At 69.9% G+C, this 26,011-nt stretch carries 24 protein-coding genes and 4 pseudogenes; 19 read left to right on the top strand and 9 right to left on the bottom strand.

Features of this window, described 5'->3' with window-relative positions; translation table 11 throughout:
* Positions 1 to 119: 119 nt before the first annotated feature.
* The 8 genes and pseudogenes from ACSVDD_RS29010 (at position 120) to copM (ending at position 5,246) form a co-directional block, all read left to right on the top strand.
* Positions 120 to 506, top strand: coding sequence for a cation efflux transmembrane domain-containing protein (locus ACSVDD_RS29010; RefSeq protein WP_448192902.1), 387 nt, complete (start codon positions 120 to 122; stop codon positions 504 to 506).
* Positions 507 to 508: 2 nt separating this feature from the next.
* Positions 509 to 970 carry a cation diffusion facilitator family transporter gene (locus ACSVDD_RS29005; RefSeq protein ID WP_448192900.1) on the top strand — a complete coding sequence of 154 codons (462 nt, stop codon included), beginning with the start codon at positions 509 to 511 and terminating at the stop codon, positions 968 to 970.
* A 327-nt stretch (positions 971 to 1,297) separates the two neighbouring features.
* Positions 1,298 to 1,885, top strand: a complete 588-nt coding sequence (locus tag ACSVDD_RS29000; protein ID WP_448192899.1) for a DedA family protein — start codon at positions 1,298 to 1,300, stop codon at positions 1,883 to 1,885.
* Positions 1,886 to 1,897: 12 nt separating this feature from the next.
* Positions 1,898 to 3,343, top strand: a complete 1,446-nt coding sequence (locus ACSVDD_RS28995; protein ID WP_448192898.1) for an LssY C-terminal domain-containing protein — start codon at positions 1,898 to 1,900, stop codon at positions 3,341 to 3,343.
* 151 nt (positions 3,344 to 3,494) lie between these two features.
* On the top strand, positions 3,495 to 4,112 hold the full coding sequence (locus ACSVDD_RS28990; protein WP_448192897.1) for a phosphatase PAP2 family protein: 618 nt from the start codon (positions 3,495 to 3,497) through the stop codon (positions 4,110 to 4,112).
* Positions 4,009 to 4,467: pseudogene (locus ACSVDD_RS28985) on the top strand (DUF302 domain-containing protein); the annotation flags it as partial. The gene ACSVDD_RS28990 and the pseudogene ACSVDD_RS28985, both read left to right, overlap by 104 nt.
* 62 nt (positions 4,468 to 4,529) lie before the next feature.
* Complete coding sequence (locus ACSVDD_RS28980) at positions 4,530 to 4,703, top strand: DUF302 domain-containing protein (RefSeq protein WP_448192896.1); 174 nt, start codon at positions 4,530 to 4,532, stop codon at positions 4,701 to 4,703.
* A 195-nt stretch (positions 4,704 to 4,898) separates the two neighbouring features.
* Positions 4,899 to 5,246, top strand: a complete 348-nt coding sequence (gene copM / locus ACSVDD_RS28975; RefSeq protein WP_448192895.1) for a CopM family metallochaperone — start codon at positions 4,899 to 4,901, stop codon at positions 5,244 to 5,246.
* A gap of 350 nt (positions 5,247 to 5,596) precedes the next feature.
* On the opposite strand, the gene ACSVDD_RS28970 is transcribed toward copM, so the two are convergent.
* The 5 genes from ACSVDD_RS28970 to ACSVDD_RS28950 form a co-directional block, all read right to left on the bottom strand.
* Positions 5,597 to 6,370: a hypothetical protein gene (locus ACSVDD_RS28970; RefSeq protein WP_448192894.1), complete on the bottom strand. Its 774-nt coding sequence runs from the start codon at positions 6,368 to 6,370 to the stop codon at positions 5,597 to 5,599.
* Positions 6,371 to 6,710: 340 nt separating this feature from the next.
* Positions 6,711 to 6,899 (bottom strand): hypothetical protein, encoded by a 189-nt coding sequence (locus tag ACSVDD_RS28965; protein ID WP_448192893.1) that lies wholly within the window; start codon positions 6,897 to 6,899, stop codon positions 6,711 to 6,713.
* Between the two features lie 16 nt (positions 6,900 to 6,915).
* Positions 6,916 to 8,604: a cbb3-type cytochrome c oxidase subunit I gene (locus ACSVDD_RS28960; protein WP_448192892.1), complete on the bottom strand. Its 1,689-nt coding sequence runs from the start codon at positions 8,602 to 8,604 to the stop codon at positions 6,916 to 6,918.
* A 16-nt stretch (positions 8,605 to 8,620) separates the two neighbouring features.
* Entirely contained in the window at positions 8,621 to 9,280 is a 660-nt protein-coding gene (locus tag ACSVDD_RS28955; protein WP_448192891.1) for a cupredoxin domain-containing protein, read from the bottom strand.
* A 101-nt stretch (positions 9,281 to 9,381) separates the two neighbouring features.
* The gene (locus ACSVDD_RS28950) at positions 9,382 to 9,753 is read right to left on the bottom strand and encodes a hypothetical protein (protein WP_448192890.1); all 372 of its coding nucleotides are present in this window, start codon (positions 9,751 to 9,753) and stop codon (positions 9,382 to 9,384) included.
* Between the two features lie 324 nt (positions 9,754 to 10,077).
* On the opposite strand from ACSVDD_RS28950, the gene ACSVDD_RS28945 reads away from it, so the two are divergent.
* The 10 genes from ACSVDD_RS28945 to ACSVDD_RS28900 all read left to right on the top strand — a co-directional run bounded on the left by ACSVDD_RS28945 (position 10,078) and on the right by ACSVDD_RS28900 (position 21,796).
* Entirely contained in the window at positions 10,078 to 10,440 is a 363-nt protein-coding gene (locus tag ACSVDD_RS28945; protein WP_448192889.1) for a hypothetical protein, read from the top strand.
* Positions 10,441 to 10,584: 144 nt separating this feature from the next.
* On the top strand, positions 10,585 to 11,298 hold the full coding sequence (locus ACSVDD_RS28940) for a Spy/CpxP family protein refolding chaperone (protein WP_448192888.1): 714 nt from the start codon (positions 10,585 to 10,587) through the stop codon (positions 11,296 to 11,298).
* Positions 11,299 to 11,308: 10 nt separating this feature from the next.
* Positions 11,309 to 11,587: a DUF2933 domain-containing protein gene (locus tag ACSVDD_RS28935; protein ID WP_448192887.1), complete on the top strand. Its 279-nt coding sequence runs from the start codon at positions 11,309 to 11,311 to the stop codon at positions 11,585 to 11,587.
* A 34-nt stretch (positions 11,588 to 11,621) separates the two neighbouring features.
* Entirely contained in the window at positions 11,622 to 12,791 is a 1,170-nt protein-coding gene (locus ACSVDD_RS28930; RefSeq protein WP_448192886.1) for a TolC family protein, read from the top strand.
* Complete coding sequence (locus tag ACSVDD_RS28925) at positions 12,788 to 14,509, top strand: efflux RND transporter periplasmic adaptor subunit (RefSeq protein ID WP_448192885.1); 1,722 nt, start codon at positions 12,788 to 12,790, stop codon at positions 14,507 to 14,509. The genes ACSVDD_RS28930 and ACSVDD_RS28925 overlap by 4 nt, the downstream gene beginning before the upstream one ends.
* Before the next feature lie 7 nt (positions 14,510 to 14,516).
* Entirely contained in the window at positions 14,517 to 17,633 is a 3,117-nt protein-coding gene (locus tag ACSVDD_RS28920) for an efflux RND transporter permease subunit (protein WP_448192884.1), read from the top strand.
* A 121-nt stretch (positions 17,634 to 17,754) separates the two neighbouring features.
* Complete coding sequence (locus ACSVDD_RS28915; protein WP_448192883.1) at positions 17,755 to 18,147, top strand: hypothetical protein; 393 nt, start codon at positions 17,755 to 17,757, stop codon at positions 18,145 to 18,147.
* 106 nt (positions 18,148 to 18,253) lie between these two features.
* Complete coding sequence (locus ACSVDD_RS28910) at positions 18,254 to 18,760, top strand: DUF411 domain-containing protein (RefSeq protein WP_448192882.1); 507 nt, start codon at positions 18,254 to 18,256, stop codon at positions 18,758 to 18,760.
* On the top strand, positions 18,747 to 19,262 hold the full coding sequence (locus tag ACSVDD_RS28905; protein WP_448192881.1) for a c-type cytochrome: 516 nt from the start codon (positions 18,747 to 18,749) through the stop codon (positions 19,260 to 19,262). Before ACSVDD_RS28910 ends, ACSVDD_RS28905 begins: the two co-directional genes overlap by 14 nt.
* Positions 19,263 to 19,405: 143 nt before the next feature.
* On the top strand, positions 19,406 to 21,796 hold the full coding sequence (locus ACSVDD_RS28900; protein WP_448192880.1) for a heavy metal translocating P-type ATPase: 2,391 nt from the start codon (positions 19,406 to 19,408) through the stop codon (positions 21,794 to 21,796).
* Between the two features lie 17 nt (positions 21,797 to 21,813).
* Here the strand turns inward: ACSVDD_RS28900 and ACSVDD_RS28895 are convergent, their stop codons facing one another.
* The 3 genes and pseudogenes from ACSVDD_RS28895 to ACSVDD_RS28885 all read right to left on the bottom strand — a co-directional run.
* Positions 21,814 to 22,533 carry a hypothetical protein gene (locus tag ACSVDD_RS28895; RefSeq protein ID WP_448192879.1) on the bottom strand — a complete coding sequence of 240 codons (720 nt, stop codon included), beginning with the start codon at positions 22,531 to 22,533 and terminating at the stop codon, positions 21,814 to 21,816.
* Between the two features lie 40 nt (positions 22,534 to 22,573).
* A pseudogene (locus tag ACSVDD_RS28890) lies at positions 22,574 to 22,801 on the bottom strand (DDE-type integrase/transposase/recombinase); the annotation flags it as partial.
* A gap of 50 nt (positions 22,802 to 22,851) precedes the next feature.
* Positions 22,852 to 23,076: pseudogene (locus tag ACSVDD_RS28885) on the bottom strand (transposase); the annotation flags it as partial.
* A 253-nt stretch (positions 23,077 to 23,329) separates the two neighbouring features.
* Between ACSVDD_RS28885 and ACSVDD_RS28880 the strand changes: the two are divergent.
* A complete protein-coding gene (locus ACSVDD_RS28880; RefSeq protein ID WP_448192901.1) occupies positions 23,330 to 24,553 on the top strand; it encodes an IS110 family RNA-guided transposase in 1,224 nt (407 codons plus the stop codon).
* A 256-nt stretch (positions 24,554 to 24,809) separates the two neighbouring features.
* Here ACSVDD_RS28880 and ACSVDD_RS28875 read toward each other — a convergent pair.
* Positions 24,810 to 25,835: pseudogene (locus ACSVDD_RS28875) on the bottom strand (IS256 family transposase); the annotation flags it as partial.
* Between the last annotated feature and the right edge of the window lie 176 nt (positions 25,836 to 26,011).

Genomic DNA, 26,011 nt, shown 5'->3' with positions numbered 1-26,011 from the left:
GAAGGGATGGTCTGAACCGGTCGAACAAAGGGATAAGGGCACACGCGATACCAGCCGACATTATCGAAGAGCAGGCACGCTATCCGGCCTTGACCCCGTAACCCCAATCAGAGAAGACTCTGAGCATCTCGGCTCTTGCCTACCTCTATGCCCGGCGCCACGTCCGCAGCGACCGTTTCGCCTTCGGCACCGGCAAGCTGGGCGAACTCGCCGCCTTCGCGTCAGCGATCATCCTGGCGATGATCGCTTTGCTGATCGGCTACGAGAGCGTGGAGCGCCTCGCCAACCCGGTGCCCATCGCCTACGGGGAGGCCATCGCCATTGCCGTCCTGGGCCTCGCCGTCAACCTGGGAAGCGCCTGGCTGCTGGGCGGCGAGCACCATCACCATGGGCACGCCCACCATCATGACGACCAAGTCACGACGGGCACGCCGACGACGACCATCACGGGCACGAGCACGGCCATGGCGGACATGGTCATGAAGGGCACCACGCCCACGACCTGAACATGCGCGCCGCCTATATCCACGTCATAGCCGACGCCGCGACCTCCGTCCTCGCCATCCTGGGGCTGCTGGCGGCGGGCCTGTTCGGCTGGACGTTCATGGACCCCATCGTCGGCCTGGTCGGCACGGCCGTCATCCTCAGCTGGGCCTATGGCCTCGTCCGCGACGCGGGGGCGGTGCTGCCCGACACCGTGCCGGACCCGAAGCTGGCGGCGGCGGTCCGGACGGCCCTGGAGACCGAGGGCGACCGGGTCTCCGACCTGCACCTGTGGCGCGTCGGACCGGGTCACGTCGCGGCCATCGTCGCCCTCGTGTCCGACCACCCGAAGCCGGTGGCCGCGTACAAGGCGCGGCTGGCCCACCTGCACGGTCTCAGCCACGTCACAGTGGAGGTCGCGCGGTGCGGGGACGGCCACCACTCCGGTTCTGACCACGACCATCAGCCCCACCGCCGCGCGGCGTAATGGACCGCCTCGAGAACCCGCCGAGGGCTTCGCCGAGGCCGCCGTGAGCAAGTCGCTCTTCCCGCCCCCCGGCACGCAGGTCTCCACCCGCCCGCCCGCATTCCCGATTGCACCGAAGGGAAATGTGAACGAGCCCTGTGCGAAGCCCATCCGCGACTTTCCCGGCACGGGCTGCGTTCTCATTGATCGCGCGGGTCGGGCCGTTGAGCGTCGTGCTGCGACGGGTGGGGGGCTGCGGGCGGAGGCTTGACCCAGGATGCCCGGGGCACGGGAACGCCGGTTTCCCGCGTCGGCGGTCGCCCTTCGGCGCAGTACGGTGGAGAGCCGATGGCTTCGTTTCTTTCGCACATGACGGATCTGGTCGCCGGGCATCCTTACACCGCCTACGTGGCGGTCTTCCTACTCGCCTTGTCGGAGTCCATTCCGATCATCGGGGCCGTTGTGCCGGGAACGGCCATCATTCTCGGCATCAGCGCCCTGATCCCCGGCGGAAGGCTGGATGTCGTGCCGGTGATCCTCGCCGCCACGCTCGGCGCCATCGCCGGAGACGGCGCCTCCTTCTGGCTGGGACACCGCTACCACGGGGCGATCCTCAACCGATGGCCGATGAGCCGGCACCCGGATCTCATCGCGCGGAGCGAAGCCTTCTTCCATCGGCATGGCGGCAAAAGCGTCCTGTTCGGGCGCTTCACGCCCGGTGTGCGGGCGTTCATCCCCCTGGTCGCGGGCATGCTGCGCATGCCCGTGTGGCGGTTCTACGTCGCCAACGTCGCCTCGGCCCTGGTGTGGGCGCCGTTGCACGTGCTGTCGGGCATGCTCGTTGGCGCCTCCCTTGGCTTCGTCGGCGCCGCAGCCGAACGCGCCGCCATCCTCCTGGTCGTCGCCATCTTGGTCCTTTGGGGCCTCGCAAGGTAGATCCGCTACGGCGTGCGTCGGGCCATTCCGGTGCTCGCCGCCGGGCAGCGACGGGTCTGGGAATGGGCGGCGTCCCGCGACACGTGGATTGCGCGCCCGGTGCGCGCGATTCTCGACCCCTCCCGGCCCGAAGGGAAGGCGCTCGCCCTGGCGGCGGGCATCCTGGTGGCCGCCTCCTGGCTGTTCCTCGGCATCCTCGAGGACGTGGTCAGCCGGGATCCGCTGGTCCGCGCCGACGTCGGCGTCTACCGCTTGCTCCAGGGCCTGCGCACGCCGTGGGTCGACTCGGTGATGGTCGCCATCACCGAGTTCGGCGACACCGCCGTCACCGTACCGGTCACCCTTGCCGTCGCGCTCTACCTAGCCGTCCGGCGCCGGTGGAAGACGCTGGGCTACTGGCTGGCCGCCGTTGGCGGCGCGGCCGCGATCAACACCGCCATCAAGGGCGCGCTGCACCGGGCGCGCCCCGGGGCGCTCGGCTATCCCGGATGGAGCGAGTTCTCCTTCCCGAGCGGGCACAGCACGACCAATGCCGTCATGTACGGATTCCTCGCCTTCCTGGTGGTCCGCCAGCTGGACCCGGCATGGTGGCCGGCGGCCGTGCTGGCCTGGGCGGGTGTCGTGGTGCCGATCGCCTTCTCCTGCCTCTACCTGGGGGCACACTGGTTCTCCGACGTCATGGGCGGGCTCGCGTTCGGCATGGCATGGGTCGCCGTCCTCAGCATCGCCCACCTGCACCACCGGCACCGCGGGCGCGTCGGCGGCCTGTTCGCCGTGGCCTGCGTGACGCTCGTCGTCGCCGGGGGCGCCAACGTGTACCGGAAGCATGCGGCGGAGGTGCAGCGCTACGCCGCCCGGGAGCCGGCGTCGACCGTCCTCGCCGGGGACTGGTGGGCCCAGGGCTGGCGGCGGCTTCCGGCCCGGCGCGTCGATCTCGTCGGGGAGGAGGAGGAACCGATGACGGTCCAGTGGGCCGGGCCGATCGAGGCGCTGAAGGCGGCGCTTGAGGACAGGGGATGGCGCGAGCCGGACGGATGGACGGCGCCCAACACGCTCGCGTGGCTCACGGCGGATGCCGATACGATGATGCTGCCGGTGCTTCCCTACCTCGACAGCGGGCGCCTTCCCGCTCTCACACTGATTCATCCGGCCGAAGCCGGGCCGGCGGCGGCCCGATGGGTGGTCCGGCTTTGGGCAACCGGCTTCGAGCTTCGGAACGGCGGCGCCGCGCCGCTCTGGGTGGGAAGCGTCGTCGAGGAGCGCTTCACCCGTCCGTATTCGTTGTTCACCCTTGGACGCATGCAGCACGACCTTGACGGTCCACGCAATGCGCTTGCCAGTGCGTTGGGCGAAGACCGCCTCGTGGGGCCTGCGCATCCGGTGGCGAAATACGAATGGGACCGCCGGGTGCTGCTGGCCCGCGCCCCGTCCATCCGCTCGAACGACGCCGCGCCTTGATGCACCCGACCTGTGCCTTTGGCGGCCCATCCCTCCGCCCCGAGCACCACATCGCCTATCCGCTGTAAGCCGGTTGGGGCCGCCCGAATTGGCCGGATGCCGTCCCCGGCGGCCTGCCGTACAGTCGATGCCGCTTTCGACCGGAGGAAGAATGGACAGCTGGAACGTCGACCTGTTTCTGGCCATCAACGGCCCGGCCGTCCCGGCCTCATGGGTTCTGCATCTGGCGATGGCCTGCGCGGAAGGCCTCGTCTACGTCGGAGCGCTCCTCGCGGCCGGGCTGTGGATGTGGGGAGCGCCGCATCGGCGCGGCGGTCTGGTCGCCGTCGGCGGCGGGTTGCTGTTGGCGTTCGCCATAAGCACGGCGATCGGGCAGTTCTGGTATCACCTCCGTCCCTTCGTCGCGGGCATCGGCCACGCCTTGATGCCGCACAACGCGGAGACGTCGTTCCCCAGCGACCACGGAACGTTCCTCTTCACGCTTGCCCTCGGTCTGATCGCCACGGGAGCGGCGCGCCGGTGGGGCGCCGTCGTGCTGGCCCTAGGCGTCGCCACGGCGTGGGCGCGGGTCTACCTTGGCGTGCATTGGCCGCTCGACATGGCGGGTTCTTTCATCCTCGCCAGCGTTTGCGCCATGTTCGCCGTGATCGTCCGGCCCTTGGCGGATGCGCATCTGGCGCCGCTCATCGAGCGCTTCTACCACTGGATTCTCGATACCCTGCGCCTGCCGCTTGTCATGTTTCCCCGACGGAACTCCTCCGCCCGATGACGGATGGGCCTGTTGCTCGCTGTCGGAGACGGGGAGCGCGATCCTCTCTGGCATCGGTGGAACCTCGGACGGCGCCGCTGGTTCATTAGGGAGTGCCCATATTCGGCATGGGCCGATGATTCTTGCCAGCCCCAATCCGCGGGCGGCCAGAGCGTCTTCCGGTCATGCTCCAGCCCGAGGGAGGACCATCATGGCCTACCATTTCTCCAAAGTCGTCGACATGCCGTTCGAGGACGCCGTCTCGGCTGCCACCGATGCCCTCAGGACGCGCGGTTTCGGCGTGTTGACGGAGATCGACGTGAGGGCGACGCTGAAGAAGAAATTGGACGTCGATTATCGACCCTACCGCATCCTCGGTGCCTGCAACCCGCAGATGGCCTACCAGGCGCTTCAGGCCGAGGACAAGATCGGCGCACCATGTTGCCGTGCAACGTCATCGTCCAACAGCGCGAGGACGGCAGGATCGAGGTGTCCGCGGTCGACCCGGTCGCCTCCATGCAGGCCATCCACAACCCGAAGCTGGCCGAGGTCGCCCGCCAGGTCCAGGACATGCTCCGGCAAGTCATCGACGACCTGGGAGACCGGGCATAGCCAAAACAAGCCCAATAGGGCCGCAGACTGGCCCAACCTCAGAGAAGGACCGACGTGATGGGCTATCGAGTTCGCAGCATCATCGTTCCGTTGGCCGTGGCGACAGCCCTGATCACTGGAACCGCCACAGCCCAGCAGACCCAGCCCCAACCGGCACCGCAAGGCCAGACCTCGGCGCCTATGGGCGGTCCCGGGATGGGAGCGAACCAGGGCATGATGCAGGGCCAGGGGCAGGGTCGGCACCAGGGACGTGGCGCCCAGGCCATGCCGGCGGACCCGGCCTCGCGCGGCTACATGGAGAGCATGCGCACGATGAACCGGAACATGCGCAAGCCGATGACCGGCAACGCCGATCAGGACTTCGCGCGGATGATGGTGGCTCACCACCAGGGCGCCGTGGACATGGCCCGCGTGGAGATCGAGCACGGCACCGATCCCGACCTCAAGGCCATGGCTCAGAAGGTCGTCGACGACCAGACGAAGGAGATCCAGCAGTTCCAGGACTGGCTGAAGCAGCACCCGGGCAAGGCGGCCCGGAAGTAAGGCGGAACGGCCGTCAGCTCAGCAGCACCTGGTCCACCCGAGCCGGGGAGAGGACGGATGATGAATGGCATGGAGAGCATGAGGGATGCCATGGGCAGTATGGGGCTCATCGGGATCCTGCTGCTCGTGCTGGCCGTCTTGGGCATCGCCGCCCTCGTCAAATACCTGCTGAAATGATGCCTCACCGCAGGTGCTCAGATGCGGGGGTGTTCCCGACCGCATGAGCCGCGCATGCTCCGTTGCAGCGGGCCATTCGCGGCACGCCGGTCCGCACAAGGCCCTCCACCGGGTGCTGGGCACCCTGACGCGCACGGGATGGCTCGCCCGTCCGGACGGGGCGGTGACGCTCGTCACCGTCCCGGTTCGGGCCAAGGAAGGGCGCTTCCGGGGGTGGGAGGCCTAGCGGGAGCCAGCGCGGCCGCCCGGTCCGCGGCCTGGCGCATGTCCTTGTGGAAGGTGATCGGGTATTCCACGTCGTTGTGGTGTTGGATCGGCGGGAGGGCCGAATAGCCGCAGGAGCGCATGACGGCGCTGAACGGGCTGCTCCGGACGTCGTCGCCGTTCCGCCGCCCGCCGTCGTCTCCCCAGTAGGGGCAGATGAGGATACGGCACGAGGGTGAGGCCAGCTGTTCGAGACCGCTCAGCCATCGCGACATGAAGCGGTTCGCTTTATCCAGCAGCATGAACGAGTCCGCCTTGATCGAGCCCTTGACCCAGATCAGATCGTATTGCTGCGGGCGGAGCGTCCTGAACCCCAGCAGGTGGTTCAGTCGGAAGCCGTTCGCATAGGGCTTCAGCGTGTTGTAGGTGAAGAAGACCGGGTCGACCTCTATGAACGCGATGTGCTCCGCTCCCCCCTCATGGCAAATGTCGAGGGCATCTCCGTATGCGGGGCCAATGTCCAGAAACCGCATTCCTTGCAAGCTTATGCCCAGGGCGTCGACCACCGACCGAAATTCCGTCCGCTTTCGGTCAGACATCGCCCGATACCTGAGGAATTCCTTTGGCTGAGTGCGCGTGACGAAGCCCTCGAACTGCTCCATGGTTGTGACATGCACGAGGTCCTGCGCTTGGCGGTGCCACTGTGCCCGCGTCATCGCGAAATTGAGCGCCCGTTTCAACATGGCTGTCGCCCTCGCTCTCGCCACACCGTAGCCTGCTGGAACGACGCTTCGTTCTGCGGCACTGCGACCCCGCCCCACAGGTCAGCGGGGAAGCGTGCCGACACCGTCGCGCGGCAACGCTGATTGGTGGCAGCCCCCAAACTACGGCCGAACCCAAGGCAGGCAACGGTATAATCGGCCCAGCTCGTGTTCCACAGGGCATGCCGATTACCCCGTTCGGACGCCATCAATGGAGGTGCATGGTCCGCGCGGCTGGATGCCGAGGAGCCCTTCATCGAGTGAAAGGGCGGAGCACACGGGGCCGGGCAACCAGCCGCCCCGTGTGCATCCCTACAGTCGCTCAGCCCTTCCGAGATCTTCCGCCGACGGCGGCGAGCACCCCGGCGAGCACCAGGAACAGGACGGCGCCGCCACCCCAGACCCGGACATAGCCGGGCATCCCGAGGCTGGGGACCAAGGCGTAGACGGCGGCCAGCACCGCCCACACGGCGACGATGGCGAGCGTCAGCCAGAGCTCATCGTTCTTCATGATGGATCTCCTGCGCTCAGTGACCATGGCCGCCGCCGATCGCGATGATCGGCAGGGACTGGATCAGCTGGAAGGCCACGATGGTGAAGACGTACATGGCGGCCACCAGGGCGGCGACCGACAGCGGCCCCGTCCACGCGGGCGCCGCGCCGACGCCGCGCGCTCCGGTTTGCCAGTCGACTACCGGAACCTCTGCCGCCGCCGGGGCGCGCCGGGACAGCAGCGTGCGGACGACGCCGTAGACGGTGACCGAGATCGCGACGGCGAAGACCGTGGCGCCGACGCCGACGAGGGCCATCAGCACCGGCCACGCCGCCGGAGCCATCCCGCCGTAGCTGACGTCGAACACGCGGCGCGGCACGCCCATGAACCCGGCGGCGATGCCCGCGGCGCCGAAGACGGCTAGGCCGATGGTGACAGGGACCGGCATGCGCTTCAGCACGGCCGGGCGCCACAGAGGACCACCGCCGAGCGCCGGAAGCATGACCATCATCGCCGCGAGGAAGGTCTGCGTCAGCACCCCCACGGCGAAGAAGTGGAAGTAGCCCGGCACGAAGAAGGTGTCGGACAGCATCGGCGCCAGCTCGCCCTGGATGAGCACGAAGGCGAAGGTGATGCCGACCATCATGTTCACCACCGCCCAAGCCATGTTGGCCATGGCCGGGTTGGCCCAGGGCAGTCCCCGCATCCAGCCGAAGAAGCCGGTCGCCCCGCGCGCGCGGGCGCTGGCTTCCAGCGAGGAGACGATGATGGCGAAAGCGGCCAGCGTCGGCACCGAGACGAACAGCGACAGCAGCGAGCCGACGACCCGCACGCCCTCGGACAGGTTGGGCTCCAGGAACATGTGGTAGAGGCTGGTCGGCGGCACGAACACCAGGTACGCGGTGAAGACGATCTTCGACAGGCGGGCGCCGTGGATCGACGTCACCCCCGTCAGGTGCTCGGTCAGCACGTACCAGACCAGCACGGTCGCCATCAGCGGCAAGTAGTGCAGGTTGTGGAACAGGATGTGCCACTCGGTGCCGTGGTCGGCGGGGAACGGCCCCATGCCGAGCGACCACAGCACGCCCGGCAGGAAGGCGTTGGTGGCCGCGATGGCGCTGACCACCAGGAAGCCCGCCCAGGCGAACAGGGCGAAGCCGACCGAGGTGAACGCGTCGGCCTCGCCGCGCAGCCGGGGCTGGAGCACGGTGGCGATGCCGCTCACCGCCGAGGCGACCAGACCGCCGGAGAGCAGCAGGTAGCCGAGCGCGAAGAACCCGACCGAGCGCGGGTCATCCACGGCCAGTTCCGGGCTGCCGTCGTACAGCAGCGGCGTGCCGGTGGCGGAGATCCACTCGCTGACCCCGAACCCCGCCAGCATCAGGGCGGCGCCGAGCCAAGCGAACGGCCGCAGCGCGAGGCCGCGGCCGCTCTCGGCCGCCGCCAGCACCAGCAGCAGTGCGGCCTGGACCAGGTAGAGCCAGTAGAAGAACACCGAGACGCCGTGCAGCGTCAGGATGCGGTAGGCGTCGTCGGGGAAGACGCTGAGAGCCTTGGCGCGGGCCAGGGCCGTGACGAAGCCGCCGGCGAGGCCGAGGACCAACGCCAGCAGCGCCGCCCCGAAGAGCAGCTTGAGGAGGGACTTGTCGGCCGCCGGCAGGGCGGCGATCCGCGTGGTCAGGCGCGATGCCGCCGGGGCGGACGGTTTGGACATCATGGTCATGGTCTTCTCCATCCGCTCAGGCGACGACGATGCGGCCCTGCATGGCGTCGTGCGCCTGGCCGCAGTAGACGGTGCAGTACACGAGGTACTTGCCCGGCTTGGTGAAGGTGATCGTCTGCTCGGTGACGGTGTTGGGGCGCAGCCGAATGATGCGGCTGGCGGCGCCCAACTGGATGGAGGTGCCGTGCGTGATGTCCTCCGCCATCATGCGGAACCGGTAGGTCTGGCCGACCCGGAGGTGCAGGACGTCGGGGGTGTACGCGAACTTCTGCGCCATCAGGTAGATGTCCACCGGCGCGCTGCCGGCGTCGTGGCCGTGGTCGTGCGCCCCGGCGGCGTGGCTGTGCGCCTCCTCGCCGGCGTGCGGGTTCACGCTGCCGTCGGGCTGCGCGTAGCGCTGGACGAAGTAGTCGTGCTCGAAGCGGAACTCTTCGGGCGCCATGCCGGCGGACGCGCCGTGGCCGGCGTGTCCCTCCGGTTCGGGGGCGGCGGCCTCGTGGCCGCCGTGACCGCCACCGTGGGCATCGCCGGCGTGTGGATCAGCGGCCTCCTTGCGGCCGCCGAACGGGAGGGGAGCGGCGCCATAGGCCGCCCAGGCGCCGTACAGGGAGACGGCGCCGAAGCCCAGTGCAGCGATGAAGCCGCGACGGGTGGTGAAATGCCTCGGATCGGGCATGGTCTGATCCTCTGATCGCGTGAACGGAATCGCTCGCGGACGCCGCCGGAAGCGGCATCAAAGGCCGAGGACCCGGCGCAGGCGGCGGGGTGTTCGGCCGATCAGAGGCTGGACTTTGGAGGGTGCGGTTCCGGCGCGATGTCCCGCGCATCGGGGATATGCGTGGGGCGCGGGGCCCATGAGACCTCGGCCATCGTCACCGGAGCCGCGAGCGCGGCCTTGGCCGGGGCTTCGGCCGCCGGGCAGCACGGCGCCACGACCAGCAGCGCCGCCTTGTGGTGGTCGCCATGCACGGGGGGCTGGTGCGTGGGAGCGTGGTGGGAGGATTGGTGGTCCATCGTGCCGTCGTGGGCCATGACTCCGCCCGCCGCGCCCATCACGAGCGCGAGAGCGAACGCCAGAACGGCGAAGATGTGGCCCAACCGCTTCATGCCTACCGTCGTCGCACACGCCTCGGGATCGCCCAGGCTCATGGACACCATACCGCATATATGGATCCGGGCATTGAGCCGCGTCAATCGAAGGCGCTCGGCATCCGTTCAGTCTGAACCTTCCAGCAATGGGAGGGTCAAGCCGTTGCGCAGCGGACCAAGGGCATGGGTGACATTCCGTCGCTTGTCCTCCTGGGACGTGCCAATACGCTGCGGCGCGATTATCATGTTGTTGAACGAACCGGTCCGCCGGATTAGGTTCTGGAGGAGGAGCGACGGCACAGGTGTGCTGCTCGGGCCTCCTCCGGGGAAGACGAGGCGAGCGCCATGTGGCGTGGAACGCGGCAGACGATGAAGAGGGTGGTGGTGAGCCTGCTGATGCTGGCCACGCTGCTCGTCTATGCCGTGCCGGGCCATGCCGGTCCGATGCCGCACCGGCATACGGGCGCCGTTCATGAGCATGTCGTGATGCCGGTGTCCGGCAGCGAGGCGGCTGTGGTCGTGGCCGACCATGAACACCAGCCGGCGCCATGCGACGAGACCGGGCTGCTCGATGACGGTTCGTGCTGCAGCGTGGCCCATTGCGTCACGATGCACGGCGGCATCCTGTCGGCGGACTCGACCCCCCTTCTGCCGCGTCCCAACGGGAACGGCGGCCTGCCCGCGCTCGCCACGCCCGAGGGCATCGGCAGCGATCCCGCCCTGCGTCCCCCCAGCCTGACCATCTGACGCCACGAGTCCGTCCGCACCCGGCCCGAGCCCTGCTTGGTCCGGGGAACGGATACGGGCTCCGTGGCCGTACTGCGTCTCCGGCGCCTCCGCGAGGAGGCCGTCCGGGATCGGCTCGCCCCAGATGATCAGATGGAGGACACCATGTCGTTCCTCACCCGCACGATGCTCCCGGCCTTCGCGCTCGCCGCCATGATGTCGGCCGCCCAGGCACAGACCGCCACCGACCAGGACCACGACGCCCACCATCCCGACGGCGCGGCGCCGACGGCGCAGGCCCAGCCCGCTCCGGCCCCGACCCCGGCGCCCACACAGCCGACGCCCGGCGCGAAGCCCGGCAACGCGCTGATGATGGGGCAGGGCATGAGCAGCGGCATGGTCGTCCAGCCCGGCATGATGATGAACATGGACCAGATGCGCTCGATGATGGGCGGCATGATGGGCCAGCAGGACGGGCAGTCCAGCATGATGGGGCCCGGCATGATGTCCTTGATGCGCCAGATGATGATGGGGCAGCAGGGCGCCATGGGCCTGCCCTTCGAGCACGTCGAGGGCCGCATCGCCTTCCTGAAGGCCGAACTCAAGATCACCGACGCGCAGGCGCCGCAGTGGAACGCCTTCGCCGACACCCTGCGGGCGAACGCCCGGACCCATCAGGCTGTGCACGAACAGATGACCAGGGGCGGCGCGCCCTCCGCGTGGCCGGACCGCTTGGCCCTCATGCAGAAGGCTCTGTCCGCCCGGCTTGACGCCGTCAAGGCGCTCGAAGCTGCCGCCAGGCCGCTCTACGCCGTGCTGACCGAGGAGCAGAGGAAGCTCGCCGACCAGCTGCTCGCCGGCCCCATGGGCATGATGTGAGGAGGCGGCCATGATGCACGGACACAGCACTCCGGCTCCTGAGGGCCGGCCGCGCTCGCGGTGGTACCAGACCTGGAGCGGCTTGGCCCTCCTGGGCGCCGTCGCTCTCGGGGCGCTCTACCTGTCGCTCTTCCACGTCGACCACGTGCTCGACGCGCTCCCGCTCGTCCTGCTGCTCCTGTGCCCACTGATGCACGTCTTCATGCACGGCGGGCATGGTCACGGCGGCCATGGCGGTGGGAGCGATGACGCCGAGCGTCCCACCAAGGGAGGCGCGCCGCGTGCGTGACGGTCGGTCAGCATGCATCGGGTGGGGGGCGGCCGTGCTGCTCCTCACCCTCGTCGCGGCGCCCGCCGGCGCGCAGACGTTGCGTGATGCCGTGGAGGGCGCTTGGCGGCTCAACCCGGAGATCCGGACGCTGGAGGCGAAGCGCGGCCAGGCGGTCGCCCAACGCGGAGCGGGAGAGTCGCTTGTCCCGACCGCCCCGGCGATCACCCTGCGGCACGTGAACGACGCCCTCGGCAAGAACGTCGGACGGCGTGAATACGAGGCCGAACTCGGCGTGCCGATGTGGCTGCCCGGACAGGCCGCCGCGACCGTGCGCGCCGCGGATGCGCAGCTGGCGCGCACCGAGGCCGAGATCGCCACCCGGCAACTCGCCGTCGCCAGCGAGGTCCGGACCGCGCTGTGGCAGACGGCGCTCGCCGAACGGCGGGTCGAACTCGCGCGCCAGCGGCTGAAGGTCGCGCGGCAGCTGGAGGCCGACACGCAGCGGGCCTTCAAGGCCGGCGAGGCCGCCGAGGCCGATCTCCAGCTTGCCCGCGCGGAGGCGCTGGCCATCGCCGCGGACGTGCGGGACGAGGAGCTGGCGCTGCAGGAGGCCCGGCAGGCGTTCCGCACGCTGACCGGCATGGAGCCGCCGAAGGCGACCGCCGAGGCCGAGGCCGCCGAGGCGGCGCTCGAGCATCACCCGGCGCTCGTGGCGGCGCGGCTGGGCGTGCGGGCGGCGCAGGCGCAACGGCAGTTGGTCGATCTGACGACCCGCGACTACCCGGAGGTCGGCCTGATGGCGCGCCGGGAGCGGGACGTTCGCGAGGAGGGCTACGGGACCATCGTCGGGCTGTCGCTGCGCATCCCGTTCTCGGTGGACGCCGTCAACGCCCCCAAGCGGGCCGAGGCGGCGACCGAGGTCGTCCGGTCCGAGGCGGAGCAGGCGAACGCCGCGCGCACGATCGAATCCGAGATCCGTCAGGCCCGGCTCGCCCACCGGACGGCCGCGGAGCGGGTCGGCATCGCCCGCGAGCGCGCCGCCGCGCTCAAGGGGCGCGTGTCGAACGTCGCGCGGGCGCGCAAGGTGGGCGAGACCAGCCTGGTCGAGTTCGTGCGCGCCCAGGCCGCCTCCTTCGAAGCCGACCTCGCCCGCGCCACCGCGGAGGTCCAGCTCGGCGCCGCCCGCGCCCGATTGAACCAGACCCTGGGAGTCCTTCCATGAGCCCCCGCCACACTCTGCTCGCCCTGGTGGCCCTCCTCGGGATGGCCACCGCCGCGCCGGCGGCCGCCCACGAAGGGCATGATCACGGCGACGCCCCGAAGCCGGTCGCGGTCGCCACCGTGCCGACCCTGGAGACGTCCTCGTCCGAGTTCGAGCTGGTGGCCATCCCGGAGGGGAATGGCCTGACCGTCTACCTCGACCGCTTCACGACCAACGAGCCCGTCGTCGGCGCCACCGTCGAGGTCAGCGTCGATGGGGAGCCCGCCACGGCCACGCCGGCCAGGGACGGCACCTACCGCCTCGCGGCCCCGCGCGCCGCGCAGCCCGGCAGCCACGATCTCACCTTCACCATCACCACAGGCGAGGCCTCCGACCTGCTGATCGGCACGCTGGAGATCCCGCCGCCGGCCGCCGCGGCCGCGCCCGGCGGCGTGTCGACCCTGCTCGCCCGCGTCCGCACGGACGGCGGGCTGGTCGTCGGCGCCGCCATGATCTTCCTCCTGGGAGCGTTGACCACGCTCGCCTTGACCACGCGGGGGCGCAAGCGCGCCGTCGCTGCGGGGGTGATGATCGCGCTCGCGGCCCTGCTGGCCAGCGGGGCGGCCTTCGCCCACGGCGGCGAGGATCACAGTCACGGCGACGAGGGCAAGGCCGCCGCGACGGCGCCGCCGGCCGGCCCGCTCGTCGCCCCGGTGGCGGGCGGCATGACGGAGAGCCCGCGCCGGCTGCCCGACGGGAGTCTCTACGTGCCGAAACGCTCCCAGCGGCTCCTCGGGGTTCGGACGTCCGTCACCAGGGTCGAGGAGGCGAGCGAGACCGTGCCGCTCATCGGCCGCGTGGCCTCGGACCCCAACTTCGGCGGGCGCGTCCAGGCCAGCCAGAGCGGCCGCATCGAGCCGGGCGAGAAGGGGCTGCCCTACCTCGGCCAGCGCGTCGAGGCCGGGCAGATCCTCGCCTATGTCGTCCCGGCGGTGAACACCGTGGAGCGCACCAACGTCCAGCAGCAGATCGCCCAGCTCGACCGCGAGATCGCCATTGCGCGGTCGCGCGCCGAACGGCTGTCCCGGCTCGCCGGCAGCGTGGCGCAGAAGGACATCGACGAGGCCCGGACGACGTTGGATGGGCTGACCAAGCAGAAGCAGGCGCTGTCACCGACGCTCACCACCCGCGAGCCGCTGCGCGCTCCGGTCTCCGGCGTCATCTCGGCGAGCAATGTCGTCGTCGGCCAGTTCGTCGAGACGCGCGAGCAGATCCTGTTCGAGATCCTCGATCCGGATCACCTGCTGGTCGAGGCGACCGCCTTCGACCACGGTGTGGTCGAGCGGATGACGGCCGCGACGGCCATCATCGGGGACGGCGCGCCTCTGCCGCTGGCCTTCGTCGGCCACGGGGCTTCGCTGCGCCAGCAGGCGATGCCCCTGCTGTTCCGCGTGGAACGCGCGTCGCAGCACGGCCACGAGTTACACGTCGGCCAGCCGGTGCGCGTGCTGCTGCGGACCAGCACGAAGCAGAGCGGCGTCGTCCTGCCCCGCCAGAGCGTGGTGCGGGGCCCGAACGGCCAGCCCCAGGTCTGGGAGCACGCCTCGGCGCAGCGCTTCGTCGCCCGGCCGGTACGCTCGCAGGCGCTCGACGGCGACACCGTCCTCGTCTCCGCCGGCGTCGACCCGGAGGTGCGGGTGGTGACCGACGGGGCCGCGCTCCTCAATCAGGTCCGGTGAGGCGCCGATGTTCAACATCCTCGTCAACGCCAGCCTGCGGAACCGGCTCTTCGTCCTGGCCGCAGCGGCCCTTCTCGTCGTCTACGGCGCTCTGGTGCTGCGCGATCTGCCGGTCGACGTCTTCCCCGACCTCAACCGCCCCACCGTCACCCTGATGACCGAGGCCGAGGGGTTGGCGCCGGAGGAGGTCGAGCAGCTGGTGACGTTCCCCCTAGAGACCGCCATGAACGGCATGCCGGGCATCACCCGCGTGCGCTCGGTCTCCGGCGTCGGGCTCTCCATCGTCTTCGTCGAGTTCGACTGGTCCACCGACGTCTACCGCAACCGCCAGCAGGTCGCCGAGCGTCTCGCCGCCGTGCAGGGGCAGCTCCCGGCCACCGTGCGGCCGCAGATGGGGCCGATCTCCTCCATCATGGGCGAGATCATGCTGGCCGCCATGTCCGGCACCAAGGCCACGCCAATGGAGGTCCGCGAGGTGGCGGACTGGGTGGTGCGTCCGCGCCTGCTCGCCATCCCCGGCGTCAGCCAGGTCATCCCGATCGGCGGCGAGATCCGCCAGTACCGGGTGACGCCGGACCTGTCCCTCATGGGGCGGCTGGAGATCACCACCGACCAGCTGGTGGTCGCTCTCCAACAGTTCGGCGGCAACACCGGCGGCGGCTTCGTGGACCAGCATGCTCAGGAGTACCTGATCCGCAACATCGGCCGCACCACCAGGCTGGAGGATCTCCGCAACCTCGTCATCGCCTACAAGGATGGCCAGCCGCTGCTGCTGCGCCAGATCGCCAGGGTGGACTTCGCCGCGCGCGTGAAGCGCGGTGATGCCGGGGTGGACGGCAAGCCAGCCGTCATCCTCTCCGTCCAGAAGCAGCCGGGCGCCGACACCACCGCACTCACCCGCGAGATCGAAGGCGCGCTGCGCGACCTTGCCGCGGTCATGCCCAAGGACGTCAAGGCCGATGAGATCCTGTTCCGTCAGGCCGACTTCATCGGCGCCTCCATCGGCAACGTGATGAAGGTCCTCCAGGAGGCGGTCATCGTCGTCGCCGTGATCCTCTTCCTGTTCCTGCTGAACGTCCGCACCACGCTGATCTCGCTGACCGCGATCCCGATCTCGATCCTCATCACCGTGCTGGTGTTCCGCTGGTTCGGGCTGTCGATCAACACCATGACGCTGGGCGGCCTCGCCATTGCCATCGGCGAGCTGGTGGACGACGCGGTCGTGGACGTGGAGAACATCTACCGCCGCCTGGGCGAGAACCGCCGTGCCGGCAGCCCGCGCCCGGTGCTGGAGGTGGTCGCCGCGGCCTCGCAGGAGGTGCGCTCGGGCATCGTCTATGCCACGGTCATCATCATCCTCGTCTTCGTGCCGCTGTTCGCGCTCTCAGGCATCGAGGGGCGGATGTTCGCGCCGCTGGGGGTGGCCTACATCGTCTCCATCCTGGCCAGTCTCGTCACGGCGATCACCGTCACCCCGGTGCTGTCCTACTACCTGCTGCCGCGCTTGAAGCGGCTGGAGGAGCACGATAGCTGGCTTGTGCGGCGACTGAAGGCCGGGAACGCCCGGCTTCTGGGGTGGGCCTTCGCCAACCCGCGGACGCTCATCGGCGCCGTCGGCGCGGCCGTGCTGATCGCCGCGGCGACGGTGCCGGGCCTGCCGCGGGCCTTCCTGCCGCCCTTCAACGAGGGCACGCTGACTATCTCCATGCTGCTCAACCCCGGCATCTCGCTCGCTGAATCCAACCGGGTCGGCCTGGCGGCGGAGAGGCTGATCCGGGAGGTGCCGGAGGTGAAGTCGGTCGGGCGGCGGACGGGGCGCGCCGAGCTGGATGAGCACGCCGAGGGCGTCCACTCCAGCGAGATCGACGTCGACCTGAAGCCCTCGGCCCGCACGCGCGCGGAGATCCTGAACGACATCCGCGGCCGGCTCGCCGCGCTGCCGGTCTCGGTGAACGTCGGCCAGCCGATTTCGCACCGGCTCGACCACATGCTCTCCGGTGTGCGCGCGCAGATCGCGCTGAAGATCTACGGCGAGGACCTCGACACGCTCCGCAGCCTGGCCGGGCAGCTCCAGCAACGGCTGTCCGGCATCCCCGGGCTGGTCGACCTGCAGATCGAGAAGCAGGTGCGCATCCCGCAGGTCCAGGTCGTGGTCGACTACGAGAAGGCGGCGCTGTACGGCGTCACGCCGGCGCTTGCCACCGAGCTGCTCCAGAGCCTGTCGAACGGTCGCGTGGTGTCGGAGGTCGTGGACGGCACCCGCCGCTTCGAGGTGACGTTGCGCTTGGCCGAAGGCGACCGCACGACCGGCGGACTCGCCAATCTGCTGGTGGAGACCCCGGCCGGGCGGGTGCCGCTCAGCCTGTTCGCCAGCGTCGAGGAGACCGACGGGCCGAACCAGATCCTGCGGGAGAACGGCAAGCGGCGCATCGTCATCCTCGGCAACAGCGACGGCAGGACGGACATGGCGGCGATCGTCGCCGCCATCCGCGCCGAGGCCGATCGCATGCGGCTGCCGTCCGGCTACTTCACCAGCCTGGAGGGCACCTTTCAGGCGCAGGAGGAGGCGTCGAAGACCATCGCGGCGCTGTCGGTGGTGTCCCTGGCGATGATCTTCCTGGTGCTCTACAGCCGCTACCGTTCGGCGGTGCTGGCCCTGATCATCATGGGCAACGTACCGCTGGCGCTGATCGGCAGCGTCGCCGCGCTGTGGATTGCCGGGCAGCCGCTGTCGGTCGCCTCGATGATCGGCTTCATCACGCTCACCGGCATCTCGACCCGCAACGGCATCCTCAAGATCAGCCACTACATCAACCTGGTCCTGCACGAGGGCGAGTCCTTCGGCCACGCCATGGTGACGCGCGGCTCGCAGGAGCGGCTGACGCCGGTGCTGATGACGGCGCTGTCGGCCGGCGTGGCGCTGGTGCCGCTGATGATCGGTGCCGACGCGCCGGGCAAGGAGATCCTGCATCCGGTCGCCGTCACCATCTTCGGTGGCCTGATCAGCGCCACGCTGCTCGACACCGTGCTGACGCCGGTCCTCTTCCTCCGCTTCGGCCGCCGCCCGCTCGACCGGCTCTTCGAGGCGCGGGACGGCTCGCTCAAGCCGGTGGAGGCGTACTGATGCGACGCACCGATGTCCGGGAGGCCCGCGCGCCACCGCTCCGGCCCGCCCCGCGCCCGGCCTGCGCCGGCCGGATGCACTCCGTCCCTCTGAACCCATTCCCCAGATGGAGAAGCACACCGTGAAGCTCTCGAACCTCCTCCTCGCCGCCGCCCTGGTCACCGTCCCGGCCGCCGCCTTCGCGCACGGGCCGGCCACCGGCCCGCACGGCGGCCCGATGGCCGACGCCGGGGCGTACCACGCCGAGCTCGTCGTCCAGGGGACCGACGTCGTCCTGTACGTCACGGACGGCTCCGACAAGCCGGTCGACGTCGTCGGCGCCAAGGCCGAGGCCACCATCCTGGCGAACAGGCAGACCCAGAAGGTCGCGCTGGCACCCGCCGGCGCCAACGCGCTGAAGGGTCAGGCCAATCTCGGCGGCAGCCACGACAGCATCAAGGTGGTGACCGCCCTCACGATGCCCGGTGAGAAGCCGGTGCAGGCCCGTTTCGAGATGGGCCACGCCGGGCGCTGAGCCGATCCGGCCGGACGCGCCAGCGTCCGGCCACCCGATTGACCCGTGGAGACGGCGCCGTCCGGCGCCCCATCCCACCGCTCCGGTCCGGAGCAAGGAGAACGAGATGAAGTCCCGATCCATGAAGGCGAAGCCGCCGGTGCGCCGCGCCGCGTCGAAGGGCCTCTTCGGCGCGGCGATCAGCGCCCTGCTGCTCGGCGGTGCCCTGCTGGGCGCTCCCGCCCTGTTCGGCGGCGCGCCGGCCTCCGCCCAGGAGGTCGAGGTCTGGAAGGCCCGAACCTGCGGCTGCTGCGAGGGCTGGGTCAAGCACATGCAGGCCTCCGGCTTCGCCGTGAAGGTCCACACGGTCGAAGACGTCGATCCGGTGAAGGCCGCCAACGGGGTGCCGCAGCGCCTCGGCTCCTGCCACACCGCAGTCGTCGGCGGGTACGTAATCGAGGGCCACGTGCCGGCCGACGACGTGCGCCGCCTGCTCGCCGAGCGCCCGATGGCGAAGGGCCTCAGCGCCCCCGGCATGCCGCAGTCGTCGCCCGGCATGAACATGCCCGGCCAGCCCTACGACGTGATCGTGTTCGGCGCGTCCGGAGGCGACAAGGTCTATGCGCACCACTGAACGGGAGGGCGCGGCTGGCGGATCGGCCGCGCGCCGCCGACGCTGGCGCGCGGCGGGCGGGGGTGCGCTGATCGCTGGAGCGCTCGGGCTGTGGGCGGTGTTCGGCTGGCCGCTCGGCGGACCGGCGGCCGGCGCCGACCCGAGGGACGCCGCGCAGGTGGCGCGCGGCCGAGCGATCTACGCCGAGCGCTGCGCGTCCTGCCATGGGGCGCGCCTGGAGGGGCAGCCGGATTGGCGGAGCCGCAAGGCGGATGGCCGCTTGCCCGCTCCGCCCCACGACGTGTCCGGGCACACCTGGCATCACGCCGACACCGATCTCTTCAAGATCACCAAGCAGGGCATCGCCGCGTTCGCTCCGCCCGGCTATGAAAGCGACATGCCGGCCTTCGGTGGAGCGTTGAGCGACGACGAGATCTGGGCGGTCCTCGCCTTCATCAAGAGTTCCTGGCCTGAGGAAGCCCGGTGGCGCCAAGCCGCGTTGAACGAGCGCGCTGCGCGATGACGCGAGGGGGCGACCGCCTGCATCGAGCGCTTGACCTTCCAATGGCTGGAAGCTGGAGCCTGCTTCCATGGAAGGTCACCCGCTTCGGCGCGAGCGGCGTCAAGCGGCGGAAAGCCGACGCCCAGCATGCGGAGGGAGCAGACATGAACGACCCGCGCCACGGCCACGGCCACCATGATCACGGCGGACACGACCACCTGTCCGCGGACGTGGATCATGCCAAGGTGAAGGACCCGGTCTGCGGCATGATGGTCGATCCCGAGCGGACCGAGCATCATGCGGAGCATGGCGGCCGGACCTTTCACTTCTGCTCGGCGCGTTGCCGGGAGACGTTCATCGCGGATCCCGAGCGGTATCTGAAGGCCGAGGCGAAGCCTGCAGCCCCCGAGCACGCGGGGCACGCGTCGCCCCAGAAGGGCGTGATCTACACCTGCCCGATGCACCCGGAGATCCGCCAGGAGGGGCCGGGCAACTGCCCCATCTGTGGCATGACTCTGGAGCCGGTGGGCGCCGGGATCGAGGAGGGGCCGAACCCCGAACTCGTGGACATGACCCGCCGGTTCTGGGGCGGGCTGGCCCTGAGCGTGCCTCTGCTCGTCCTGGAGATGGGCCGCCACATCCCCGGCCTCGGCATCCACGACTTGGTGCCGCCCCGCATCTCGGTGTGGATCCAGCTCCTGCTGGCGACGCCCGTGGTCCTGTGGGCGGGCTGGCCCCTGCTGGAGCGCGGCTGGCAGTCGTTCCGGCGGCGCAGCCTGAACATGTTCAGCCTGATCGCGCTGGGAGTCGGCGTCGCGTACCTGTTCAGCCTAGTGGCGACCGTCCTGCCGGGCCTTTTCCCGCCCAGCTTCCGCGGCATGGATGGCGTGGTGGCCGTCTACTACGAGGCGGCGGCCGTCATCACCGTGCTGGTGCTGCTCGGACAGGTGCTCGAGCTGCGCGCCCGCGAGCAGACCGGCGGCGCCATCCGCGCCCTGCTCGACCTGGCGCCCAAGATGGCGCGCCGCCTCCGGGAGGGCGGCGAAGACGAGGAGATCCCGCTCGACCAAGTCCGCGTCGGCGACCGGCTGCGCGTGCGCCCCGGCGACGGCGTGCCGGTGGACGGCGAGGTGCAGGAGGGCCGCAGCAGCATCGACGAGTCGATGGTCACCGGCGAGAGCATGCCGGCCGCGAAGGAGCCGGGCGCCAAGGTCATCGGCGGCACCGTGAACCAGACCGGCGCGCTGGTGATGCGGGCCGAGAAGGTCGGGTCCGACACCATGCTGTCGCGCATCGTCGCCATGGTGGCCGAGGCGCAGCGCAGCCGGGCGCCGATCCAGCGCATGGCCGACGTGGTGTCCGGCTATTTCGTCCCGGCGGTCATCCTCGTCGCCGTCCTGGCCTTCGCCGCCTGGATGGTGTGGGGGCCGCAACCCGCCTTCGCCTACGCGCTGATCGCGGCGGTGTCGGTGCTCATCATCGCGTGCCCCTGTGCCCTCGGGCTGGCGACGCCGATGTCGATCATGGTCGGGGTGGGGAAGGGCGCCACGGCGGGCGTGCTGATCAAGGACGCGGCGAGCCTGGAGCGCCTCGAGAAGGTTGACACACTGGTGGTCGACAAGACCGGCACGCTGACGGAAGGCAAGCCGACGGTGACCGCCGTCGTGCCGGCCCCCGGCCTCGACGAGGCCGAGCTCCTGTCGCTGGCCGCCAGCCTGGAGCGGTCGAGCGAGCACCCGCTGGCCGCCGCCATCGTCGCCTCGGCCAGGGAGCGGGACCTGCCGCTACGCAACGTGGCCGGCTTCGGGTCGGTGACCGGCAAGGGCGTGGCCGGCACGGTGGACGGGCGCGCGGTGGCGCTGGGGAACGCCGCGATGATACGGGACCTTGGCGTCGACGTGGGCGGCCTTGGGGCCCAAGCCGACGACCTGCGGCGCGAGGGCGCCACGGCGCTGTACGCCGCCGTGGACGGCCGGCCCGGCGGCGTCATCGCCGTGGCCGACCCGGTCAAGGCGAGCACGCCGCAGGCGCTGGAGACGCTGCGGGCCGACGGCGTGCGCATCGTGATGCTGACCGGCGACAACCGGACGACGGCCGAGGCGGTGGCGCGGCGCCTCGGCATCGGCGAGGTCGAGGCCGAGGTGCTGCCGGAGCAGAAGCATGAGGTCGTCCGCAGACTGAAGTCCGGCGGCCGGGTCGTGGCGATGGCCGGGGACGGCGTGAACGACGCCCCGGCGCTGGCCGAGGCCGACGTCGGCGTGGCCATGGGCACCGGGACGGAAGTCGCGATCCAGAGCGCCGGGGTGACGCTGGTGAAGGGCGACCTCGCGGGCATCGCGCGGGCGCGGGTGCTGAGCCGGGCGACCATGCGCAACATCCGGCAGAACCTGTTTTTGGCGTTCGTCTACAACGCGCTCGGCGTCCCTGTCGCGGCCGGTGTCTTCTATCCGCTGTTCGGGTGGACGCTGTCGCCGGTGATCGCGGCGGCGGCGATGGCGCTAAGCTCGGTGTCGGTGGTTGGCAATGCGCTGCGGCTGCGGCGGCTCGGGCTGTAGCCCCGCGGCCCCCGGCGTCAGCGGCGCAGCGCCGCCTCCACCATCTTCAGCGCCTTCCTGCCGGCCGCGATCATGGCCTCGCCATCCGCCTGCTCCCCCTTGGGCTGGGCCGCCCTGGCGTGCCGGGCGATGGTGGCGAGCAGTCCAGTCCAGGGGGCAAAGGGATTCGCGGCGAGCGCCTCCTCGGCGAGCCGCCCCATCTCGCGTGCCTCGGCCTTCCCCAAGCCAAGACCGGAGACCCACTTTGCGGCGTGCCGGGCCGCCTCGTATGCGGCCCGCCAGCCTGGCTCGGCGCCGGGAGGGATTGCCGCCCGCCACAATGCCTCGGCTCCTTCCTCGGTTCGCCCGTCCCCGATCATCACCAGTGCCACGTCAATGGAAGCCCACTGGCCGGACCGCTCGGCGTCGACGGCACCGTCGCCCGGTTGTGCGAGTGCGGCAAGGCCCCGGAGGATGGAGGCGGCCTTGGCCGCCGCCGCGGCGCGCGTCTTGGGCCTGAGGGCGCCCGGGCGCCCGGCCCGGTCTCGGCCAACGGCGTCCGCGAGTTCAGTGGCCAGCTCTACGGCCGCCTGCACAGCGGCCTCGGCGCGCTGTGCGATGGCCGGCATAAGCGCCGCCGTGAGCGAACGGACCAGCGCCGTCCGCTGTCCAGCCCGCGCCTCGCCCGCGCCTTGGTCGGCGGACTTAACGACGGAAAGGCTCTCCTTGCTGCCGTACTCCGACAGGTTCTGTTGCAAAGTTTGATGACGGGTGCGGAGAGCCGCGAGGGCAGCGTTGTCAGGCGGCGATCCCGAACAGGTTGGCGATGAAGGTCGCCTGGGTAGGCATGTCGTTGGCGGGAATGGCGGCGACCTGCCCCTTGCGCACCATCGCCAGGATCTCGTAGCCGGCGATCGTGCGGCGCGCCGTGTGGAAGCTTTTGAACCCGAGCCCCGGCCGGACCAGCCGCTTGATCCGCCGGTGATCCTGTTCAACGATGTTGTTGAGATACTTCACTTGTCGCAGCTTGGCGGGGAGTATCCGGAATTTCGTGCTCGGCGGGGCCGATTTCATTTTCAGGCGGTCATCGCCTTTGCGAACCGCTCGCCGAAGATGACGGCCATCTGGGCTTTGGCGGCCGTCCATTCCCGCGGCGGCATCTTCCAGTCTTTCTCGGCGCGGTTCAAGACGAGAAACAGGAGCTTCAGGGCGGCCTCGTCATTGGGGAAATGCCCCCTGGCCCGCACCGCCCGGCGCAGCTTCGAGTTCAAGGCCTCGATGGCGTTGGTAACCGGTATGATGATCGCCGATGCCACCACCGTCCGATTGGGGCCGTCCCGGTCCCGATGTATGGTGCGACCATCCGGGGGCGAGGGGCATCGGGAGCGCGTAAGGTGGGCAGGCCGATGTATTCGATGAGCTGCGAGCTCGTATTAGTAGCTGGCCGCCCCTGCGACCCACCCGGTTGCGCTGCGAGCGCGGATCCGTAGTTGTCGTGTTGCCCGCCGCTCCCGCCGTTCACGATGGAGAGCTGCCATGCGACGTATCGTTGGAATGGACATCCACCGCACTTTTGCTGAGGTCGTGTTCTGGGAGGAGGGGCGCTTGCGACCGGCGGGGCGGATCGACATGACCCGCTCGGGCCTGGAGGGCTTCGGCCGTTTGCTGACCAAGGAGGACGAGGTCGTCGTCGAGGCGACCGGCAACAGCATGGCTGTGGTCCGTGTTCTATCGCCCTTCGTCGGGCGAGTGATTGTCGCCAACCCGCTGGAGGTCAAGGCGATCGCTCACGCCCACGTCAAGACCGACAAGATCGATGCCGGCGTTCTGGCCTCCTTGCGCGCGGCGGACTTCCTGCCGGAGGTTTGGCTGCCGGACGCCGGCACCGAGCGCCGGCGCCGGTTGGTGGCCCGACGCAACCAGGTCGTCCGCCACCGAACGCGGATCAAGAACGAGGTTCACGCGATCCTGCACGCCCATCTGATCCCGCTGTGCCCGCATGCCGATCTGTTCGGGCATCTGGGGCGGGCTTGGCTGACACGACAGCCGCTGCCCGATGACGAGCGGGCCGCCATCGACCGCCATCTGCGGGAACTTGACCGGCTGGGCGAGGATTTGGCCGTGCTCGACCGAGAGATCGCCCAGGCGGTGCTGAATGATCCTGCGGTCAAGCGGCTGCTGACGATCTCTGGTATCAATCTGACGGTCGCCGCCGGATTGGTCGCGGCGATCGGCGACATCCATCGCTTCGACAGCCCGCAAAAGCTGGTGAGCTATGTCGGGCTCAATCCGCGGGTCCGCCAATCCGGACTTGGGCTCGCCCAGTACGGCCGCATCAGCAAGCGCGGGCGGTCCCATGCCCGGGCCTTGCTGGTCGAAGCGGCGTGGGCGGCAGCCAAGGCGCCCGGACCTCTGCGGGCGTTCATCCTGCGCATCCGGGCGCGTCGCGGTCATCAGGTCGCGGCCGTGGCGGTGGCCCGCAAGCTGGCGGTGCTCTGCTGGCATCTCCTCACAAAGGACTCCGATTACCTGTGGGCGCGGCCAGCGCTGGTCGCCCACAAGACCCGCGCTATGGAGCTGCAGGCGGGAGAACCGATGAAGAAGGGAAGCCAGCGCGGCGTCGCCTACGCCTACAACATCAAGGATCTGCGGGATCGCGAGATCGCGGTGGCCCAGCAGGCCCAACATGCCTACGAAGAATTCGTCAGCCGTTGGCAGCCGCGCCGGCCGAAGAACGCGCCGCACCCGAGCACAACCGACCGCCGAGGAGGGGTATAACGGAAGCACCAATGTCGGCTGACTGAGCGCATCGGATCAGGCCAGCTTCAGGACAAACAAAGGGTTGCGCGACGCGGCGCTGCCCTCAAGCCCTGCGCCGAAGGCGCACCGCTGCGCGGCTTCGGGGCTTGACCGCCGCGCCGCGTCGCGCGGAGGGGCATTCATGTCCTGAAACCCGGGGTGTGGCCTGAGATCCGCGAAGGTTCACCCGGGGTATCGAGAGAAGCCACAGGCGGTTGGGATCACGCAGAGCCTTGTCAATCTCATCCGTGGTGTACAAGATACGCCGGACGTCGGTGGGAAAGGCGTAGAACGGCACCACCTCGTTCCAGGCCCGGCGCCAGCATTGGCCGATGGCCGGATACTTGCGGCCCCAGGCGCCGTCCGCGAAGGCTTCCAAGGCAACCTCGCCGGCGGCGGCGTCCACGGCCCGGTAGATGTCCTTCAGCGCCGCGGCCACCGCCTTGCAGTCCTTCCAGGACACGAAGTCCAGGCTGCATCGAAGCAGATGAACGATACAGGTCTGAACCAGCGTGTCGGGAAACACCGCCTGGATGGCGTCGGGGAAGCCCTTCAGGCCATCGACCACGGCGAGCAGGATGTCCTCCACACCCCGGTTTTTCAGCTCGTTCAGGACGCGCAGCCAGAACTTGGCGCCTTCGTTCTGCTCCAGCCAGAGCCCGAGGACCTCCTTGGTGCCATCGGCGCGCACACCGAGCGCGACATGGACAGCCTTGTTGCGCACCAGCCCCTCGTCGCGGATCTTGACCCGCAGCGCGTCGAAGAACACCAGCGGGTACACCGGCTCCAGCGGCCGGGCCTGCCAGGTGGCGATCTCCTCCAGCACGGCGTCGGTCACGGCGCTGATCAGGTCGGGCGACACCTCCACGCCGTACAACTCGCGCAGATGCCCGACGATCTCCCGCACGCTCATGCCGCGGGCGTACATCGAGATGATCTTGTCGTCGAAGCCGGGAAAACGGCGCTGGTACTTGGCGATGAGCTGCGGATCAAAGCTCGCCCGCCGGTCGCGCGGGATGTCCAACTCCAGCTTGCCGGTGTCGGTCAGCACCGTCTTGCGGCCGTAGCCGTTTCGGCCGTTGCCAGCTTCCACGTCGCTCGCCAGGTGGTGATCCATCTCGGCGTTCAGCGCCCGCTCGGCCAGCGCCTTCTTCAGGCTGTCGAGCAGGCCATCGGGATCGAACGCGCTCTTCGCGTCGGCACCGGCCAGCAGTTGGTCAAGCAAGCTGTCGGGGATGGCGGGCGGTTTGCGTCGGGCCATACGAGGTTTCCTTTTTCCTCATTATGCCCGCCCGCACACGAAATTCCGGACAGTCCCGCGCACGTTGCCGTGCTCGCCGGGGCCGCCCTCGATGGTCTCGGGCAGGACAGGCCGGGTGGGTGCCTTGAGCAGCCCTTCCACGAAGCGCGGCGACAGCACCCCGGCGGCCAACGCCC

This window comes from Azospirillum terrae, from assembly GCF_053470425.1.
This window is presented reverse-complemented; position numbering and strand designations above follow the sequence as displayed.